The sequence below is a fragment of the Streptomyces sp. NPDC047014 genome (genome assembly GCF_040644195.1).
Taxonomy (GTDB): domain Bacteria; phylum Actinomycetota; class Actinomycetes; order Streptomycetales; family Streptomycetaceae; genus Streptomyces.
This window is the reverse complement of sequence record NZ_JBEYVX010000007.1, coordinates 127,525-143,083: the sequence shown is the minus strand read 5'-3', so window position 1 is coordinate 143,083 and position 15,559 is coordinate 127,525. Positions and strand designations below refer to the sequence as shown.

The following is a 15,559-nucleotide window of genomic DNA, read 5'->3' as shown; positions in this document are numbered from 1 at the left end:
GCCCACCGCACTGATGCGGCCTGGTCGGCCTCCACCGCCCGGTAGACGCCTGCCCCGCCCCGGCTGACGGAAGCGCTGGTTGATGCCTCCCACGCCTGCGCGTCACGGCGGGGGTGCCCGCACGACCTCGCGGGCACCCCCGGACGCGGCGAACCTGCTGGGTCAGCTGAGGCGTGTGTCGACTGCTTCGCGCCACGCTGTGAACTCAGCGAACCAACGATCCGGTACCTGCTGAGGATCCTGGAGGTAAGCGCTGGCTCGCGGCCATCCGCCGAGCCGGCGAAGGCCGGGTTCGCCCAGGGTCAGCAGCGCGGTCCGCGGGTAGCGTGCCACGCGCTGTGCCAGTCGGGTCTTGATGAAGTCAAGGAGTGCGTCCGCTGCTGCGAGGGCGGCTTCGGCTTCCCGGTAGGTCGGGCGGTAGCCGCGGTGGACCACCCGGTTGCGCAGTGCGGCCACTGCGTGTGTCCAGTCGTGGACGGGGCCGGGGTGCGTGCGGTTCCAGTCTCCGCCGAGCCGGGGTGCGTACTCGGTCCGCACGCGGGTGGCCAGGCCGCCGCCCCGGGAGAAGTCGAACACGGCCACAGCCTGCTCGACCGACGGTACGTCCAGCTGTTCTTCCCACAGCATCAGGGACAGGGTGCTGGTGAGGACGATCTCCGCGAACATGGCGGCCTGGACGACGGCGTTGCGGTAGTCGCCATCGCGGCGGAAGGCACGGCGCGCTTCGGTGGCGCGCTCCATCGCGAGTTCCAGGGGCGATCCGTCCCACAGACGCTGGAGGTGCGCGTTGAGGCGGGTCAACTGGTCCTCGTCGAGGACGGTGGCGAGCGGGCTCGTTGGGGGCGTCAGGGGCATCACGCCCATCGCGCCGTCGGTGTAGCTGCCGGTGACGGTCCGGGCGAGCCAGAGGGCCACAGCTATCTGCTCCGGAGCGGCCACCGGGTTGCTGTGAGGCAGGACCATCCCGGCCGTCGAGGAGACGTCGGTCAGGACATCGAAGCAGCGGGTGAACGTCTCGCGCAGGACTTCTTCCTGCGGTTCCAGGTGGTCGGCGCCCTGGATGGTGACCATCTCCACCACGGTGCGGTACGCGTCGACCGTCGCGTCAGCGAAGACCTCATCGGGCAGGGGCTTGCCAGTGATCTCCGCGCAGACCTGCGTCAGGGCGGCCAGGTACATGGGGCCCGCGCTCTGGCGCTCCCGGAGCTGCCAGAACTTCAGCGACACGAATGGCCTCCCCTGCGTGGCAGACGCCAACACAGGCCCGTCCGGGAAGGGACGCATCTCCACGCCGTCGAGGCCGCCGACCGTGCCGGGCAGCATCTTGGTGATCACTGCCCCGTGCGGCAGCGGGCAGGGAAAGGGCAGAGCCACCAGGTAGGTGAGCAGCAACGGGCCCGCCGTGGCCTGATCCTCATCGGCGGGGTCGGGCTTGCCGGGCTGGTTCATCGGAAAAGCGTAGGACCGAACACGCCGGCATCGGGACGGAATTTCCCGTACCCGCTCACCGGCGTCGCCCGTCAGGCCGTCGCGGCCGCGGCCGTGGCGTGATCGGTGTGGGCTCGGATGCGTGCCGCGTCCGTGCGGGGTGGGGCGCCGAACTGCCGTTTGTACTCGCGGCTGAACTGCGAGGGGCTGTCGTATCCCACGCTGGAGGCGACGCCGCTCACGTCGTGCGGGCTGCGGGCCAGCAGCAGGCGTGCCGCCTGCAGCCGGATCTGCTTCTGGAACTGGATCGGGCTCATCGCGGTGACCGACTGGAAGTTCCGGTGGAACGCCGAGACACTCATCCCGGAGGACCGGGCCAGGTCTTCCACGCGGAATGACTGGGCGTAGTGGTCGCGGATCCAGCCCACGGCCCGGGTGATGTGCGTCAGGCCGCTGTCCGCCAGGCCGAGTTGCCGGACGGCTTCGCCCTGCTCCCCCGTCATCAGCCGCCACAGGATCTCCCGCTTGGCCAGGGGGACCAGTACGCGGCGGTCGCGCGGCCGGTCCAGCAGGCGCAGCAGCCGTACGATCGCGTCGATGAGCTCTGCCGGCGCGTCGCTTACCGTGATCCCGGGCCGGGCCGACCGGGTCGGAGGCGGCAGGTCTCCCGGCCCGGCGCGCAGCATCAGTTCCGCGATGACAGCGGGCTCCAGTGTCATACCGAAACCGAGTTCCGGGCCCTGGGCGATGCGTCCGACCACCGGCAGGTCGGCCGCGGTGACCAGGTACTGGCCGACGCCGTATTCGTACACCCGGTCTCCGAGCGCGAGCCGCTTGGCTCCCTGGGCGATGACCGCGAGCATCACGCCGGACATCGCGTACTCCGGCTCGGCACCCGGTTCGGCCCGGCAGATCCGGACGCCGTCGATGGCCGTGGTCAGATCGGGCCGCGCATGGCGGCCCAGCAGGTCGCGGAGCTCGTCGAGGGACATGCCCCCATCCCACCACGGGACCTGCCGGATCCCCGCGCGGGGAGCAGGATCGTGCCAGAAAGCGCGGCGATCGGGCGCGTCCTCGGGCTGGGGAAGGGGGCCGGGGGGGCGGAGGCGTGAAAGCGGGCGTGCGCCTACGACCCTGCGCCCGGCTCCTCGTAGTGGGCTATCAGCCGCCCGCGGGCGAGGGCGTGGAAGCGCAGGTGGAACCCCACCAGCGCCGGCGTCGCGTCCGCATCCGGGCCCAGCTTCTCCTGGTCGACGGCGTACACCGTGAACACGTACCGGTGCGGTCCGTCCCCTTCCGGAGGCGCGGCCCCTCCGAAGTCCCTGCTGCCGTAGTCGTTGCGCACCTGCACGGCGCCGGCGGGCAACCCTGCGAAGCCCCCGGTTCCGGCCCCTGCCGGCAGCTCGGCGACGTCCGCCGGGATGTCGAAGACGGTCCAGTGCCAGAACCCGCTGCCGGTCGGCGCGTCCGGGTCGTAGCACGTGATCGCGTAGCTGCCGGTGCCCTCCGGCCCGGCCGACCAGGCGATGTGCGGGGACGAGTTGCCCTTGGCGTACACGTGGCCGTCCGCGAGGGTCCCGCCGTCGCTCAGGTCCGTACTGCTCACCGACAGCTCGGGCACCTGCGGGTGAAAGTCGTGCGGCAGCGGACGCCGTGGCATCTGATCACTCAACTTCTTGGTCCTTCTTCGTGTGGGGAAGGGGTCCTCCCCGGGGGCCCGGGGCACGTGCCCATCGGAGCACGAATCCGGCGTGGAGGCGGGTGTCGCTGGGAGGATCGTGCAAGAAGCCGCAACCTTTGCCCGTCACGAGGGTGATGCCCCGGACGGGGCGCTCGTGCGAAGGAGCAGCATGCAGGTGCCCCCCCCTCTCTGCAGTCTGACCGTGGCAGGTCACGAGCCTGGGCAAGGAGAAACGCAGCGGGTGCACACCAGGGGAGCGCACCCGCACCCCGCCGATGCCGTCCGCTCCACCCCGGTGCGCTCCACCCGGTGAAGTGGATGCTCGGCCGGTGTCGTCCGTTCGCACCGGGTGGACTCCAGTCGGTGCGAACGGATGCGGGGGACATCGCCGGTGCGCACCATCGCACTTCCTGCAGCGCCTCGTCGGGTGACGGCCCAGAGTCCGCAGCGACTCCGCGAGCCGGAAGCGTGTCTGGGCCTCCTGACCCGTGCCGACGGCGCAGGAGGGCGAAGGCCGTGACGATCACGACGGCGGCAAGCGCCAGCAGGATCGCGCTCTCGTACCAGTAGCAGCGGCCGGCGCCGTCACGGTGAGCGGCCCGGCCAGGTGGTCACCATGCACGAAGACCAGTCCGTGGCAGGCACAGCAGTGCAGAGAGAGCAGAAGAACGGTGCACGCGAACAACCATCTGCCCAGTTCAAGTGTCTGGTGGGGCGAAGAAACGTTTCCAGGGGGTTTTGTCTGTGCAGTTGTCCCGGATCGCAGCAGCGGTCACCACCGCAGCTCTTGCTCCGGCCGTCCTCATCGCGTCACCGGCGTTCGCCGCCGGTTCGGACGCTCCGGCCGCCGGCAACCCGCCGGCTCCGACCACGCCGGACCAGTCCGTTCCCGACCAGGCCGATGAGGACCGCAAGAACATCCTCGCGATCATCGCTCACCCGATGGCCAGCGAGCACATGAAGGAAGCCGGCCGAAAGGCCATCGCCGACGGCCCGCAGGCCATGAGGAAGTTCATCGAGGTAGACCAGCACAAGATCCGCATCGACGACTACCGCGTGGCCATCATGCGGCTGAGCCACGATGCAGGCCCCGCCCTGAAGGCGGGCATAGAGACGGTCTTCAAGGGCGGGGAGACCTTGGAGCAGTTGCGCCACTTCTACGAGGTGACTCAGCACGAGCTGCGCGATGAGGACAACAAGGTCGAGATCGCGCGGCTGATCGGCACCGGCGGCACGGCGGTGAAGGAGGCCGGCAAGAAGGCACTCCAGGGCACCCCCGCCGACCGCACTGCCTTCCTGAAGACCGGCCGGTACCTCGCCCAGGCTTCGGACGACCGCGTCGAACTGTCCCGCATCGACGAGGGCTGGGACGGTCCGATCCTGAGCGAGGCGATCAGCAAGCTCCTCAACGGGTCGCCCACCCCGGCACAGCTGCGTCACTTCCTTGAGGTGACCCAGCACGAGCTGCGCGACGAGGACAACAGCGTCGCTATCGCCCAGATCATCAATGGTGGCGGTCCCGAGCTCGTCAAGGCGGGCCGCGCCGCGCTCAAGGGCACGCCCGCCGACCGGGTCGAGTTCCTGAAGACGGGCCAGCACGAAGCCCGGGCAAAGGACCAGGCTGCCAAGGACAAGGCGGACAAGGACAAGACCGGCCCGGGCCAGGAGGGCAAGGACCAGGGCCAGGGCACCGGCTCCGGCCAGGGCTCCGGCTCCGGCTCCGGCTCCGGCTCCGGCAACACCACTGTCGCCGCCCAGGGCGGCAGCGGCGCGCCTCTCGCCGCAACGGGCGCGGGCGACAACACGGCCCTGATGGCGGGCGGCGCGGGCACCGCCCTCGTCGCCGGCGCCGGTCTCCTGCTCGCCGCCCGCATGCGCCGGGCCGGCGCGAAGGTCTAACCGGGATCGCCCGTCGCACGCCTGCCCACCAAGGGCCGCCACCCGCGAGGGTGGCGGCCCTTGGTCGTGTCCGAAGCAGAACAGGTACGCGCCCTGTACCGCGACGGCCAACTCCCCGACAACATGGTCCAAGCCCTCGACTCTCTCGGGATGCGCTGGACCACGCACACGGGTTGACCGGACCCGGTCGTGCCGGGCGCCCTGCGGCTGGTGCCCGGGGCCGGGATGTGGTGGTCAGTGCCAGGACCCGAGGAACGGGTTGCTACACCGGCGCCGGCTCGGCGCAGGCCCCGCTGGCTCCAGATCGCCGGGGAGGTCGGCGTACAGGGCGGGTCGTGCAGTTGCATCGGCGTCGTCATAGGTGGAAGGGACACGCCGAGTGGTAGCACGGCCGGGACATCGCCCCCCCGGGTCGCTGACGTTCGGCGTCAAGGTCACGTACCGGTCCACGACGTCCCAAGGGGTCGGAGGCGCCTGTGCCAGAAACCGGGTGGGCAGCTTTCACGTGGTGAACACGAGCACGCACGCGGCGAACACCCGGACCCGGCCCGGGCGGGGTCGGGGCCGATGACCGCGCCGGGTGCACGGCCTCGCCACCCCCTGGCGCGACATCCCCAACGCCCTCACCGGCCTGACCGCCACCACCACCAAGTAGCCAGCGCGGCGTCGTCCACGCCAGGACACTCCAGGATCATCTCATCGTAGCCACCGTGACTGTGCACGCATTGAGCCAGACTTGGTGGATGGAGACGAACGCCCCGTGGACACTGGCAGTTGCATGGGACTGGATGGAGGAATCCGCGCGGTCCGCCGATGCCGCGGTGCAAGGAACCAACTCGTGGGTTCCCCCTGTTGCAGAGGAGTTGGTGCTGGCGGCCAGGGCGAGCATGTTGAGCCAGTGGTATCCGTTCACCAGCCACAACTATCTTCGGTTCGTGGATGGACCCGCGTTCTGGATGCCTGGCGCACAAGGCGACGGGAACGAGATGGCGGGGTCCGTCTCCTTCGACACCGGCGGGCCGGAGAGCAGTCCCGTCTTCCGAGTCTGGAGCGGCCTCCTCCTCAGGAAGCCCGACCCCGTACTCGTACTCGCCACTCCGAATGCTGCCGAGGCCGTAGACGCGCTGTTAGGGCTACTACCAGCTCACGACGTGGAGAGCCGACCGTAGCGGCGTCGTCTCGAACGGCATTTCAGGACAGTCCTTAGTTATACTTTCGTGCCAACGCCTGGAACTGCGTATTCTTGTTGAGTCCGGGGAATTTTTTCGGGAGGATTTTCAGGGTCGAGATTGTGAAGACCCTCACGGCATCAACAAACTGCTGGTAGCCTACTGTTCCTTGCAATTTCGAATTGAGTCGAATGCTCACAGTATCCCCTCTTCTCTCGAGGAGAAAATCGACTCCCGCATCCGCTACGCAGTAGCGAGCACGTTTGACAGAAGCCAGTTCCTTCGAAGCTGCAGTCATGCCGAGCGCGAAGTCGAGAACTGGAAAAACTCCGCTGCAGTCAGTCCCTTCCATGGCAAATGTGACGGGCCCCTGAGATGCCTCATGAGTTAGGTCGTAAAGGTCCGCCGTCGCAAAATCCATCTTGCCTCGCGGCCCCCTGTCGTGTCCGACAGTTGCTTCGAGTGAGAAATCAAGCTCGATCACTGTGCGCCTTCCGATGGCCATCAGCTGGGATGGGCTGTCCACACGGTCCGCCTGCCCAAATCGCCGGGCCAAAGAGTATGGGCCCAGGTACCGGCCTGGTGGGCGCTGGGAGCTCAAGGGCGGACAGTGGCAGCGCTGCTCGCCCAACCTGAGAGGCTGGCCTGGGACGAGGTCCTCACCCACACCTGTCCCGTCCCCTCATGGGCCGACAGCGTGTAACCACCAGGCGACCTCACAACGCGCGACCCGGGAAGCACAGGCGATCGCAGACAGACGCGACAGGGATAAGCGGGCGCACATCCCAGACCAGTTCAATCAGCCGACACGTCCAAGCACCGCTGCATATGAGCGGCCACCGCGCCTGAACCTTGCGAAGAAACAGGTGACACGACCTGATCACCCCACCAGCCAACTGGCAAAGCCACAGGTCAGGACCCTGGTCCAGCACGAAGCGCACCATCACTGCAGCAGCCGGCACTGCGATCCCCTACCCACCGCCGCATCCCAACTGATCAGCACAGGGCAGAGCACCAGCCACTGATCGGAAAGACCGCCCGTGGACGTCGCAGCGCTCACGAAGCTCCGCATCGACTGGGCCCAGCAGCCTCAAGGCCGCGAAACTGGATTGGGCCGGCAGCGATCCTTGGAGAGAATCCCGGCATGCTCACGCCCACCGCTGAAGAACTCCTCGTGTCTGTCGGGGGGGCTGTCCCCCGATCAAGCGCAGCAGATCGGGGACCAAGTCGATGAATGCCGAGACCTGCTGATGGCTGGGGCCGGCATGGACACCGTCCAGCAGCACCTGAAGGACCAAGGTCCCCATCATCCGCGCGATCCTGATCACCACCAGGCTCATCGGCGATCACCCCAGTAGGCTGCGGGCCGCACGCGAGATCGTCGAATGCAGCCCCGCCCGCACACCCGACACCGCATCCAGCAGGCCAGGGCACCCCGCAGCCTCGTAGCCCGCCGCCCCACGTACGGCAAAGGGACGAGCAAGGCACAGCAGGCGTTCCAGCGCGGGCAGTACGCCCGCGCGCAGTGGGTCGTACGCGAAGGCGCGGACCGGCCCATGCCCCGCGCCGACGGCGAGGAGATCGCGGTCGACGGCGAGGCCCAGCCGGTGCCCGTGAAGCTCGGCGTATGGATCACCGACACCGGGAGAGGTTCGGCCAGGAGCAGCGGGAGGCGCTGCGGTAGCTGGGAGTCGAGTGGGCGTGACGGGTGTGGTCAGCAGCCCACGTGTCTGCCTCAGCGAGATCAGACTGCGCGAGCGGGCTGAAAAGTCCCTGCTGCGGTGAACGCGTTGGTGATCGGCGCGATGAGCGAGGCGAAGCGGCGGGCGCCCGCAGAGCCAATCGGCGCCCATAGCGTGGCGCAGGCTCGTCCGTCTCCGCTTCGATGCGCTCGCGTGCCGCACTGCCGGCGTCGGTGACCATGGCGTTGGAGTCGAGCCAGCCGCGCGCGACGAGGCGTGCCGTCGCCGCGTTCCCCTCCTCGTCGTCCCACTGGCGGGTCACTCGGACGAGATCTGTGGGGAGGCGGCCGGTTGCGGTGTGCAGAACGAAGCAGTCATCCAACGGACACCCGGGCTCCCGGCTCGCGGCGCGGGCGGAGGGGCGGACGGGCGGACGGGCGGAAGATCCGGCCGAGTGATCTGTGGGCCGGGCCGTCGCACGGTATGTCCCGCCGGGACCGAACGGCACGCCGGTGGATACCCGTACCCTCGACGGCTCTTCGTGGGGAACTCCCATGCTGGAATGCGGGCGGTGCGACCTGAGGGCCCAGGTCACCCGCCGGACGGCATGGGCGCTCCAGGCTCTATGCCCCAGCAGGTGGTCTGCCTCGTTTCCGTGCCCGAAGCAGGACTCACCCGCTGCGTCCCGCGAGTCCGGTGCGCCATGCCCAGGCGGCGATTTCCACGCGGTTTCTGGCGGTGAGTTTGGCCTGGATGTTGGTGAGGTGGGTTTTGACCGTGCCGATGGTGATGCACAGGGCTGTGGCGATCTCGGCGTTGGTCATGCCCTCGGCCAGCAGCATGACGACCTCCTCCTCGCGCGGAGACAGCCGGGTGGCGGGCTCCGGCCGGGAAGAGGACGTACGGAGCTGCTTCAGGAGCCGCACGGTGATCGACGGGCTGACCATGGCATCGCCGGCCGAGGCCGCGCGGACCGCTTCGGCGAGCAGACGCGGCCCGGAGTCCTTGAGGATGAATCCGCAGGCACCCGCTTCCACCGCACGGGTCAGGTATTCCTCGTCGTTGAAGGTGGTCACCATGACGACCTGCGGCCGGTGCGCGGTGTGGGGCCGCGTGAGCTGGCGCAGCGCGTCGAGGCCGTCCAGGCGGGGCATCCGGATGTCCATGAGGACCACGTCCGGCCGGTGCAGGGCGCTCATCTCCAGGGCGTGGAGGCCGTCCTGGGCGTGCGCGACGACGTCGATGTCGTCCTCGGCGGAGAGGATCATGGCCATGCCGGTACGGACGATCTCCTGGTCGTCGGCGAGAAGTACCCGGATCACGGAAGATCCCTCCACACGCTGCTGACGGGAATCCGGGCGCTTACCCGCCACTGTCCCTGGTCCGCGGGGCCCGCCTGGAAGGTGCCGCCCTCGGCCGTGACGCGTTCTTCGAGCCCGATGAGACCGTACCCTGCCGTGTCTGCGCCGGTATCGGCCTGGTCGTTGACGATGTCGAGTTCGGCGGTCCCCGAGTGGACGCGGAGCGTCACGGACACCTTCCGGGAACCCGGTGCGTGCTTGCGTACGTTGGTCAGTGACTCCATGACGACCCGGTGCACGACCACCATGGGCGCCGCGGGCAGGCTGGCGACAGGCCCCTCCTGCAGGAAACGGGCCCGCCCACCGCCGGGCAGGGCGAAGTCCGCCACGAGCGAGCGCAGCTGTTCCACGTCTCCCGCCGGTACGAGCGCGGCCTCGGTACGAAGCCCGCTCACCATGTGCCGCAGAGCCCTGAGCGCCTCCGCGGCAGCCTGTTCGATCTGCCCCAGCGCGGAGGTGGTCATCTCCGGCCTGGACGCCGCGACCACCTGGGCTCCCTGCGCCTGTACGACGATGCCCGTCACATGGTGAGCCACGAAGTCGTGCAGATCCCGGGCGAAAGCGAGCCGCTGCTCAAGACGCACCTGCTCGGTGTGACGCCGACGCTCGACAGCCACCAGCCGGGCCACGAGCGCCCCCACCAATGCGGCGCACACGCCGAACGCGCAGAACAGCGCCACGAGAAGGCTGTTCTCGCTCATCTCCACGGCAACCGGCCGCAGGACCACCGCCGCGCACAGCGCAACGGCAGCCACGGCGGCCGGCCAGGCGGCGCCGTGCCGGACGGTGAGGGCCAGCACCACGATGAGCGCGCTGATCTCGAACAGGGTGTAGGCGTCGGCGCGCCCGGCCGACCATTCCCCCTGATCCGCCGCTACGCGCATCCACGCACTGCACCCGAGAGACACAGCACCCGCGATCCCACCGGCCGCCGCCAGCACCCGCGGCCCCACGCGCGACCGGCGCAGCCCCCACACCGGCACCACCAGGAAGGGCGCCGCGGCCGAGAGCCGTACCTGCTGGGCGAGAGCGGACTCGTACACGCCGCTGCGGTAGTCGACAGCGAGTGCCAGCGCCAGGACGGTCCCCACGGCGGCGACGCCGAGGCAGACCAGCACGCCACGCACCCATGAGGAGCGCCGACGGAGAAGGAGGGAAAGCATGCCCGCAGCCTACGGAACCGGCGGCCTCGGGCCCCTCTGCCGAAAGTCGTAGTGGCCCCACCCGGTTTCCGTCCATCGGCAGATCCGGAGCGGCACCCCGCACGGACACGATCGCTCCAGACGATCCGCACACGCTCGCCGCAGGAGTAGAACGTGAACTTCCAGACCCAGATCCCCACCGCTGCCGTCCTCGGCCCGGCGCTCCTGATCTTCGCCCTGTTCGCCCTCGCCCGCCGGCGGGGCCACATCCCCGGGTGGCGCGGCGGGCCACTGGTACTCCGGGCTGTCACGGCGCTCTACGCGGCGGCGGTCGTCTCCATTACGGTCTTCCCCCTGTGGGTCTATGGCGGCGCATACCGCAACGAGGCACCCTGGACCGGCCAGATTCAGCCGATCCCGCTGCTGATGGCCGACGTCTCGATGATCCCCAACGTCGTCATGTTCGTCCCGCTCGGCTTCCTTCTGCCCTTGCTCTCCCACCGCCTCACCCGTGGCAGCACCGTCGCCGTCTGCGCCCTCGCCAGCCTGGGGATCGAGCTCGTACAACTGCTGCAGTACATCACCCTCGGCCACGGACGCGCCGTCGACATCAACGACCTGATCGCCAACACCCTCGGCGGCCTCCTCGGTTACGCCGCCCTGCGCACCGCACAGCGCACGGCCGCCGCACGCGCCGTACTGAACACGCTGTCCCCGTCACCCAGCACCGCCTGACGGGCCGGCAAGGAGCGCACGGGACAGCGCGGACCGTCGGCGAGCGGTCCTTCGGCGAAGCCGTTGCGGGCGTACAGGCCGGGCTCGATTAAGGCCCCAGGTGACGGTCCTCTCCGCCCGGCCGTGCTGATCTCCCCAATGGAGACGCGGGTGCGGGGACGAGCGGGCGGCAACGTAAAGCACCGGGTTCGTCAGCGTCGCGTCCTGGCCGCAGGCCCATAGCGTGAGCAGACCTCTGGCCCACGGCTACTGCGGGGGAACGACACCCCATGCAGTGGAGTCGTCAAGCGGCAGGGGGTCCGCCGCCCCATCGTCCGCGCAGAACCTCGGCCCAGTCGCCTGCTTCCGGACCCGGATCCTCCCACGGCGGTACCGGATTGGGAGCCGTCTCGATCAGGTGCACGAGGGTCCAGGCGACGCCGTAGCAGTCGTCGGGGCCGAAGCATGTGGCCAGGGCGGCGGCCTCTTCGCACGTGACAGGGCGGGAGATCGCCGTCAGCTGGCGTTCACGCCGGTCGATCTCTTCCTCGCTCGCATCCCGGTCGGGAAGCGGTCCGTCGGCAACGAACGTCTGCACTTCGGGTCTCATGACCGAATGATCGTCTCCCCCGCCGCCCCGGGACAAGCTGCCCCGTTCTGCTTCACGCGGTCGCTGTTCCTGCTGGCTGGGGCTCTGTGGGGAAGGCGATCGCTTCATCGAACATGACCTGTGCCGAGAGGCAGTGATGGAATTGGCCGAGCATCCGGGTTGAACAGGTGCCGTAGTGCCTGCATGTGCCAGTCCCCAGTGGTCCGCCGACGCCGGTAGTGGGCGTCGGCACCGGCCGAACCGCCGAGGGAAGCGAAGGCCCAGAGGTGACCGACGTGGTTGAGCCGGTTGTTCTTGACGAACCGGCGGCCGACGTAGTGCCGTTTGCCGGAGGCCCGGGTGATGGGGGCCGCGCCCGCGTATGCCTTCAGCCCTCCAGCCTCCAGCGGTGGCGAACCGAGCGCGGTCATTGCCGATCTCCGCGAGGATCCGTGCGCAGTGCTGGTCGATCTGGTCTCCAACCCGCGCCTCACCTCCCGGGTCGACGACTTTACCAAGGCCCGCAAGCCAGATCGGCAGCATCGCCCGGGCCGCCGCGCGGCGGGCAACCCTGCGACGCTTCCTCGCTCTCGACTCCCAGTCGGGGTGCAGTCCGGCCCTATCTCCGGATGCCGCACCGCCTCGGCCTCTTCATGATCATCACGGGGCAGGATCCCGGAGGGAGATCGCGCTCCCGGCGGTGGGCGTACGGTGCAAGCACCCCGGCGCCGCACACCCCGAAAAGGGGGCCCTGGACCGGCGAGGCACTCGGCCGGTCCCGCGGCGGACTGAGCTCGCGTTCACGCTGACCGGCGGGAGCCGGTATCCGTACGAAGCGGCGCGGGCCTGGCCGGACGTGCACCCGACTGCTGCGGGTGGTCGGCGACAAGGGCTGCTCTTCCGGCAAGATCCGCTCCTACGAGCGGCAACGTGGCATCGCCGGCGCCATCCCCGACCATCGACCAGATCAACCGACGCCTACGACGAGGCGAAATCCTGTGCCGCCTCGACCGTGAGGGCTACCGGCGCCGCAAGGGTCGTCGAACGCTGCTTCAACCGGCTCAAGCAGAACAAGGCCCTCGCCACCCGCCACGACAAACGAGCCCGCCACTACCAAGCCCTGGCCACCCCTCGCCTGCCTGCGGCTATGGCTTCGCACCTGACATTGCGGGCACGCCTCAGGGGATGATCGTCGTCTGGAGGCCGCCTACCGTGGCGGCGCGGCGGCGGGCGGGAAGGCGCTTGACTGCGTGGTCCACCCCGCAGAACAGGTCCGACACCGGGATGCCGTAGTGCGCGGACAGCCGGTCGAGGTCGGCCAGCGTCCACGAGGACTCCCCGGACTCCCCCGACTGCTTGCGCGAGACCTGCCCCTGACTCAGCCGGAGGCCCCGGCCGAGGTCGGCCTCCGACTCCCCCGTGGCGTACATCAGCGCCGCGACGGTCAACCGCAACAGGGCCTCCGAACTGGACATACGGGCAACTCCCCTCACTTATAAGCTGGTTGCACAACAGGCAGCCGGTCCGGGTCCAGGGGCCGGAGCCTGCCGGCTCCCCGCAGTCCGCCTCATGGATGCCGCCCGAGACACCCGGGGATGAGCGAACGCCGCACCGCCGGCACGGGCCCAGTAGGTCCTCTCAGGTCCTGCGGGCCGCGGTTCTCCTATCGCACCGACGGCGCAGCGGACTGCGGCCTCACGGCTACCGGCTCTCCGGTCCTCGCCCGGCAAGATCGGACAACGTGTCCGTGTCCACGCCGGACAGTTCCACGATCCGCTGGACCGGCACCCCGGCGGCGAGTGCCCGTCGCATCAGGTCGTCCCTGTTCTCTTCGGCATCGCGGAAGGCGAGGAGTTCCTCCTCGACGAGGGCAACCGCATCGGTAGCCCCGGCATGCCGGACCCGCTCCAGCTCGTCGGGGCTCAGCGGGACTGGCAGCCGCTCCGCATCCTGGGGAATGAGCCCGGCCTGCTCCGGCGGCACCACCCGCACGGACGGGTCGGCGGCATCCACACCCTGCGCACCGAACCAGCCCAGTACAGCGGGAATACCCAAGCACTCCAACTCGCCCACCAGGGCCAAAGGGGTGCCGGGCCATCGGCTGGCGTTCCCGGCAAGGAACAGGTAGGCGTCTTCCACCATCGCGCGTCACTCTCCCAGGTCCGGCGTCCCTACCGGCCGGAGCCGGACCTGGGAACACAGGTCGTGATCATCCATCCGCACATGCCCCGTCCGGCACATTTCACATCACCGATGCCGCATCCAGTACCACCGACCTGGCTTGTTCGGATTGCGGGCGACCAAGCCGAAGCACGCGCGCAGCGGTTGGAGGTTCTTGGATCCGATACAGAAGGCCGATCCGTCGACCGCGACGAGCTTGTGCTGTTGGGCGTCGGGTTTGCCGTCCGCCCAGGGCGGCGCGTCGGGGGCGCGGTGGGCACCATGGCCGGGACGGCCGCCGTACATAGAGGAAGACAGGTTCCCTGCTGTGTCACGCCGACCGCCCCGGTGTGCCGCCGCATACCCCTGACGGGCCCATTCACCCCGACCTGATTCAAGAATTTCTGCCCCTCTACGGAAAGGCGCGGCGCCAAAGAGCAAATCAGCCGGTGGCCCACCCCCTTATCTGGGGGTGGGCCACCGGCGCGCGTTCTGAGCGGCTATTGGTTACCACCGGTACCAGCGGCCGCTACTGCCCTTGGGGCGGGCTACGAAGCCGATCAGCCAGATAACCAGAACCGCGATCGCGACCCACCAAAGGATCTTCACGGCGAAACCGGCACCGAACAGGATCAGGGCGAGCAGAAGAACAAGAAGCAGGGGAACCATGATTATCAACCTCCGAGGCAGCGGGTGCCCGATCATGCTCCCGGCATGCAGGACGACTTACCTGTTTCTTATCGCCGCACGCGGGCATACACGGAAGTTTTCGACGGGCCCACCCCACAGCCTTTCCCCGTTCAGGGAAATTTCGGCGGTTGCACGGGACGGAGGTTTACGGATGGGGATCGGGAGCACGAGAGCGTCACGACCAATCCGGTACAGCAACGAGGAGGTCCCGATGTCGGGCACGGAGAAGACCAAGGCGCAGGGCGAGCAGGCCAAGGGCAAGGTCAAGGAGACCGTCGGCCGCGCGGTGGGCAACGAGCGGATGACCGCCGAGGGCCACGCCGACCAGGCCAAGGGCAACGCCCGCCAGGCCAAGGAAGACATCAAGGACACCTTCCGCCACTGAGCGGACGGCGTCGTACGGCCTGCGGGCCGACACGCGGCAGGGCCCCGACCTCCACGCCCCCCGGAGGCCGGGGCCCCGTCATGTGCGCAGGCCCGGCTCGGTGCGGGATGCCGGCCGCGAGGCGTTCACGCGGGTGCGGATGACGGCGGAAGACCTCGACGTCGTGCAGAAGCACTGCCGTTTCCGCTTCCCGGTTCCGCCGACGTAGAGGTGACTGAACGGGCCTTCCTGTGGATCGGCCGCCTGCTCATGGACGGGCTCTGCGTCGTCGCCAGCCCCTTCCTGACCACGTACTCCGTGGAGCTGAGCGGGCAGGAAGCTGCCAATCGGCCAGGTCGCCGTCTCTTCCCACCCCCACCTTCACGTAGAGGATCCCGAGCTGGTGCTCCAGGCCCTGGACGAGGGCTGCGCCGGCCGCGCTGTGCCGCAGGTCGTGCAGGGTCCAGTTCGCGCCGAGCAGTTGGTTGGCACGGGTGAAAACCATGCGGGCCGCGTCGTACTCCAGAGGGCGGAAGGGCCGTCGCAGCGTCCACCACAGCAGTTCCGACGGGTGCTTGGGGACCATACCGCGCAGTTCTTGCTGGTAGAGCCGCAGCCACACGAACGCGTCGGCGGAGGCGGGAAGGTGCTGCAGGACCTGGCTGCCTTTGCGGACCACG

Annotated in this window: 16 protein-coding genes and 2 pseudogenes; 4 read left to right on the top strand and 14 right to left on the bottom strand. The window is 69.1% G+C overall.

Annotated features, from left to right (window positions below; genetic code table 11):
- Positions 1-162: 162 nt before the first annotated feature.
- The 3 genes from ABZ873_RS07180 to ABZ873_RS07170 form a co-directional block, all read right to left on the bottom strand.
- Positions 163-1,449, bottom strand: coding sequence for a hypothetical protein (locus ABZ873_RS07180; RefSeq protein WP_360866480.1), 1,287 nt, complete (start codon positions 1,447-1,449; stop codon positions 163-165).
- Positions 1,450-1,520: 71 nt separating this feature from the next.
- Positions 1,521-2,420 carry an AraC family transcriptional regulator gene (locus tag ABZ873_RS07175; RefSeq protein WP_360866477.1) on the bottom strand — a complete coding sequence of 300 codons (900 nt, stop codon included), beginning with the start codon at positions 2,418-2,420 and terminating at the stop codon, positions 1,521-1,523.
- 134 nt (positions 2,421-2,554) lie between these two features.
- Positions 2,555-3,088, bottom strand: a complete 534-nt coding sequence (locus ABZ873_RS07170; RefSeq protein WP_360866474.1) for a YbhB/YbcL family Raf kinase inhibitor-like protein — start codon at positions 3,086-3,088, stop codon at positions 2,555-2,557.
- A gap of 723 nt (positions 3,089-3,811) precedes the next feature.
- On the opposite strand from ABZ873_RS07170, the gene ABZ873_RS07165 reads away from it, so the two are divergent.
- On the top strand, positions 3,812-5,008 hold the full coding sequence (locus ABZ873_RS07165) for an ALF repeat-containing protein (RefSeq protein ID WP_360866471.1): 1,197 nt from the start codon (positions 3,812-3,814) through the stop codon (positions 5,006-5,008).
- 743 nt (positions 5,009-5,751) lie between these two features.
- Complete coding sequence (locus ABZ873_RS07160) at positions 5,752-6,177, top strand: hypothetical protein (RefSeq protein WP_360866468.1); 426 nt, start codon at positions 5,752-5,754, stop codon at positions 6,175-6,177.
- Positions 6,178-6,211: 34 nt separating this feature from the next.
- On the opposite strand, the gene ABZ873_RS07155 is transcribed toward ABZ873_RS07160, so the two are convergent.
- The 4 genes and pseudogenes from ABZ873_RS07155 to ABZ873_RS07140 all read right to left on the bottom strand — a co-directional run bounded on the left by ABZ873_RS07155 (position 6,212) and on the right by ABZ873_RS07140 (position 10,383).
- A complete protein-coding gene (locus ABZ873_RS07155; RefSeq protein WP_360866464.1) occupies positions 6,212-6,661 on the bottom strand; it encodes a hypothetical protein in 450 nt (149 codons plus the stop codon).
- A 1,260-nt stretch (positions 6,662-7,921) separates the two neighbouring features.
- Positions 7,922-8,235: pseudogene (locus tag ABZ873_RS07150) on the bottom strand (hypothetical protein); the annotation flags it as partial.
- A gap of 295 nt (positions 8,236-8,530) precedes the next feature.
- Positions 8,531-9,196 (bottom strand): response regulator transcription factor, encoded by a 666-nt coding sequence (locus ABZ873_RS07145; RefSeq protein WP_360866461.1) that lies wholly within the window; start codon positions 9,194-9,196, stop codon positions 8,531-8,533.
- Complete coding sequence (locus ABZ873_RS07140; protein ID WP_360866458.1) at positions 9,178-10,383, bottom strand: histidine kinase; 1,206 nt, start codon at positions 10,381-10,383, stop codon at positions 9,178-9,180. Before ABZ873_RS07140 ends, ABZ873_RS07145 begins: the two co-directional genes overlap by 19 nt.
- 153 nt (positions 10,384-10,536) lie before the next feature.
- Here ABZ873_RS07140 and ABZ873_RS07135 point away from each other — a divergent pair, with 153 nt between their 5' ends.
- The gene (locus tag ABZ873_RS07135; RefSeq protein WP_360866455.1) at positions 10,537-11,097 is read left to right on the top strand and encodes a VanZ family protein; all 561 of its coding nucleotides are present in this window, start codon (positions 10,537-10,539) and stop codon (positions 11,095-11,097) included.
- Positions 11,098-11,380: 283 nt separating this feature from the next.
- Here ABZ873_RS07135 and ABZ873_RS07130 read toward each other — a convergent pair whose 3' ends face one another.
- The 6 genes and pseudogenes from ABZ873_RS07130 to ABZ873_RS07105 form a co-directional block, all read right to left on the bottom strand.
- The gene (locus ABZ873_RS07130) at positions 11,381-11,686 is read right to left on the bottom strand and encodes a hypothetical protein (RefSeq protein ID WP_360866452.1); all 306 of its coding nucleotides are present in this window, start codon (positions 11,684-11,686) and stop codon (positions 11,381-11,383) included.
- Positions 11,687-11,738: 52 nt separating this feature from the next.
- Positions 11,739-12,121: pseudogene (locus ABZ873_RS07125) on the bottom strand (transposase); the annotation flags it as partial.
- 344 nt (positions 12,122-12,465) lie between these two features.
- Entirely contained in the window at positions 12,466-12,624 is a 159-nt protein-coding gene (locus ABZ873_RS07120; RefSeq protein ID WP_360866672.1) for a phage DNA packaging protein J, read from the bottom strand.
- A 219-nt stretch (positions 12,625-12,843) separates the two neighbouring features.
- Positions 12,844-13,140 carry a helix-turn-helix domain-containing protein gene (locus ABZ873_RS07115; RefSeq protein ID WP_360866449.1) on the bottom strand — a complete coding sequence of 99 codons (297 nt, stop codon included), beginning with the start codon at positions 13,138-13,140 and terminating at the stop codon, positions 12,844-12,846.
- Positions 13,141-13,366: 226 nt separating this feature from the next.
- Positions 13,367-13,807, bottom strand: coding sequence for a DUF6003 family protein (locus ABZ873_RS07110; RefSeq protein ID WP_360866446.1), 441 nt, complete (start codon positions 13,805-13,807; stop codon positions 13,367-13,369).
- Between the two features lie 525 nt (positions 13,808-14,332).
- The gene (locus ABZ873_RS07105; RefSeq protein WP_069918507.1) at positions 14,333-14,494 is read right to left on the bottom strand and encodes a hydrophobic protein; all 162 of its coding nucleotides are present in this window, start codon (positions 14,492-14,494) and stop codon (positions 14,333-14,335) included.
- A gap of 232 nt (positions 14,495-14,726) precedes the next feature.
- On the opposite strand from ABZ873_RS07105, the gene ABZ873_RS07100 reads away from it, so the two are divergent.
- Positions 14,727-14,900, top strand: coding sequence for a CsbD family protein (locus ABZ873_RS07100; RefSeq protein ID WP_360866442.1), 174 nt, complete (start codon positions 14,727-14,729; stop codon positions 14,898-14,900).
- Between the two features lie 247 nt (positions 14,901-15,147).
- On the opposite strand, the gene ABZ873_RS07095 is transcribed toward ABZ873_RS07100, so the two are convergent.
- Positions 15,148-15,558 carry a hypothetical protein gene (locus tag ABZ873_RS07095; protein WP_360866439.1) on the bottom strand — a complete coding sequence of 137 codons (411 nt, stop codon included), beginning with the start codon at positions 15,556-15,558 and terminating at the stop codon, positions 15,148-15,150.
- Position 15,559: the final 1 nt, after the last annotated feature.

What these genes read in the sequence shown, in the direction of transcription:
- ABZ873_RS07180 (WP_360866480.1), bottom strand. Translation starts at nt 1,449, where the DNA reads ATGAACCAGCCCGGCAAGCCCGACCCCGCCGATGAGGATCAGGCCACG.
- ABZ873_RS07175 (WP_360866477.1), bottom strand. Translation starts at nt 2,420, where the DNA reads ATGTCCCTCGACGAGCTCCGCGACCTGCTGGGCCGCCATGCGCGGCCC.
- ABZ873_RS07170 (WP_360866474.1), bottom strand. Translation starts at nt 3,088, where the DNA reads ATGCCACGGCGTCCGCTGCCGCACGACTTTCACCCGCAGGTGCCCGAG.
- ABZ873_RS07160 (WP_360866468.1), top strand. Translation starts at nt 5,752, where the DNA reads ATGGAGACGAACGCCCCGTGGACACTGGCAGTTGCATGGGACTGGATG.
- ABZ873_RS07140 (WP_360866458.1), bottom strand. Translation starts at nt 10,383, where the DNA reads ATGCTTTCCCTCCTTCTCCGTCGGCGCTCCTCATGGGTGCGTGGCGTG.
- ABZ873_RS07130 (WP_360866452.1), bottom strand. Translation starts at nt 11,686, where the DNA reads ATGAGACCCGAAGTGCAGACGTTCGTTGCCGACGGACCGCTTCCCGAC.
- ABZ873_RS07120 (WP_360866672.1), bottom strand. Translation starts at nt 12,624, where the DNA reads ATGGTCGGGGATGGCGCCGGCGATGCCACGTTGCCGCTCGTAGGAGCG.
- ABZ873_RS07115 (WP_360866449.1), bottom strand. Translation starts at nt 13,140, where the DNA reads ATGTCCAGTTCGGAGGCCCTGTTGCGGTTGACCGTCGCGGCGCTGATG.
- ABZ873_RS07110 (WP_360866446.1), bottom strand. Translation starts at nt 13,807, where the DNA reads ATGGTGGAAGACGCCTACCTGTTCCTTGCCGGGAACGCCAGCCGATGG.
- ABZ873_RS07105 (WP_069918507.1), bottom strand. Translation starts at nt 14,494, where the DNA reads ATGGTTCCCCTGCTTCTTGTTCTTCTGCTCGCCCTGATCCTGTTCGGT.
- ABZ873_RS07100 (WP_360866442.1), top strand. Translation starts at nt 14,727, where the DNA reads ATGTCGGGCACGGAGAAGACCAAGGCGCAGGGCGAGCAGGCCAAGGGC.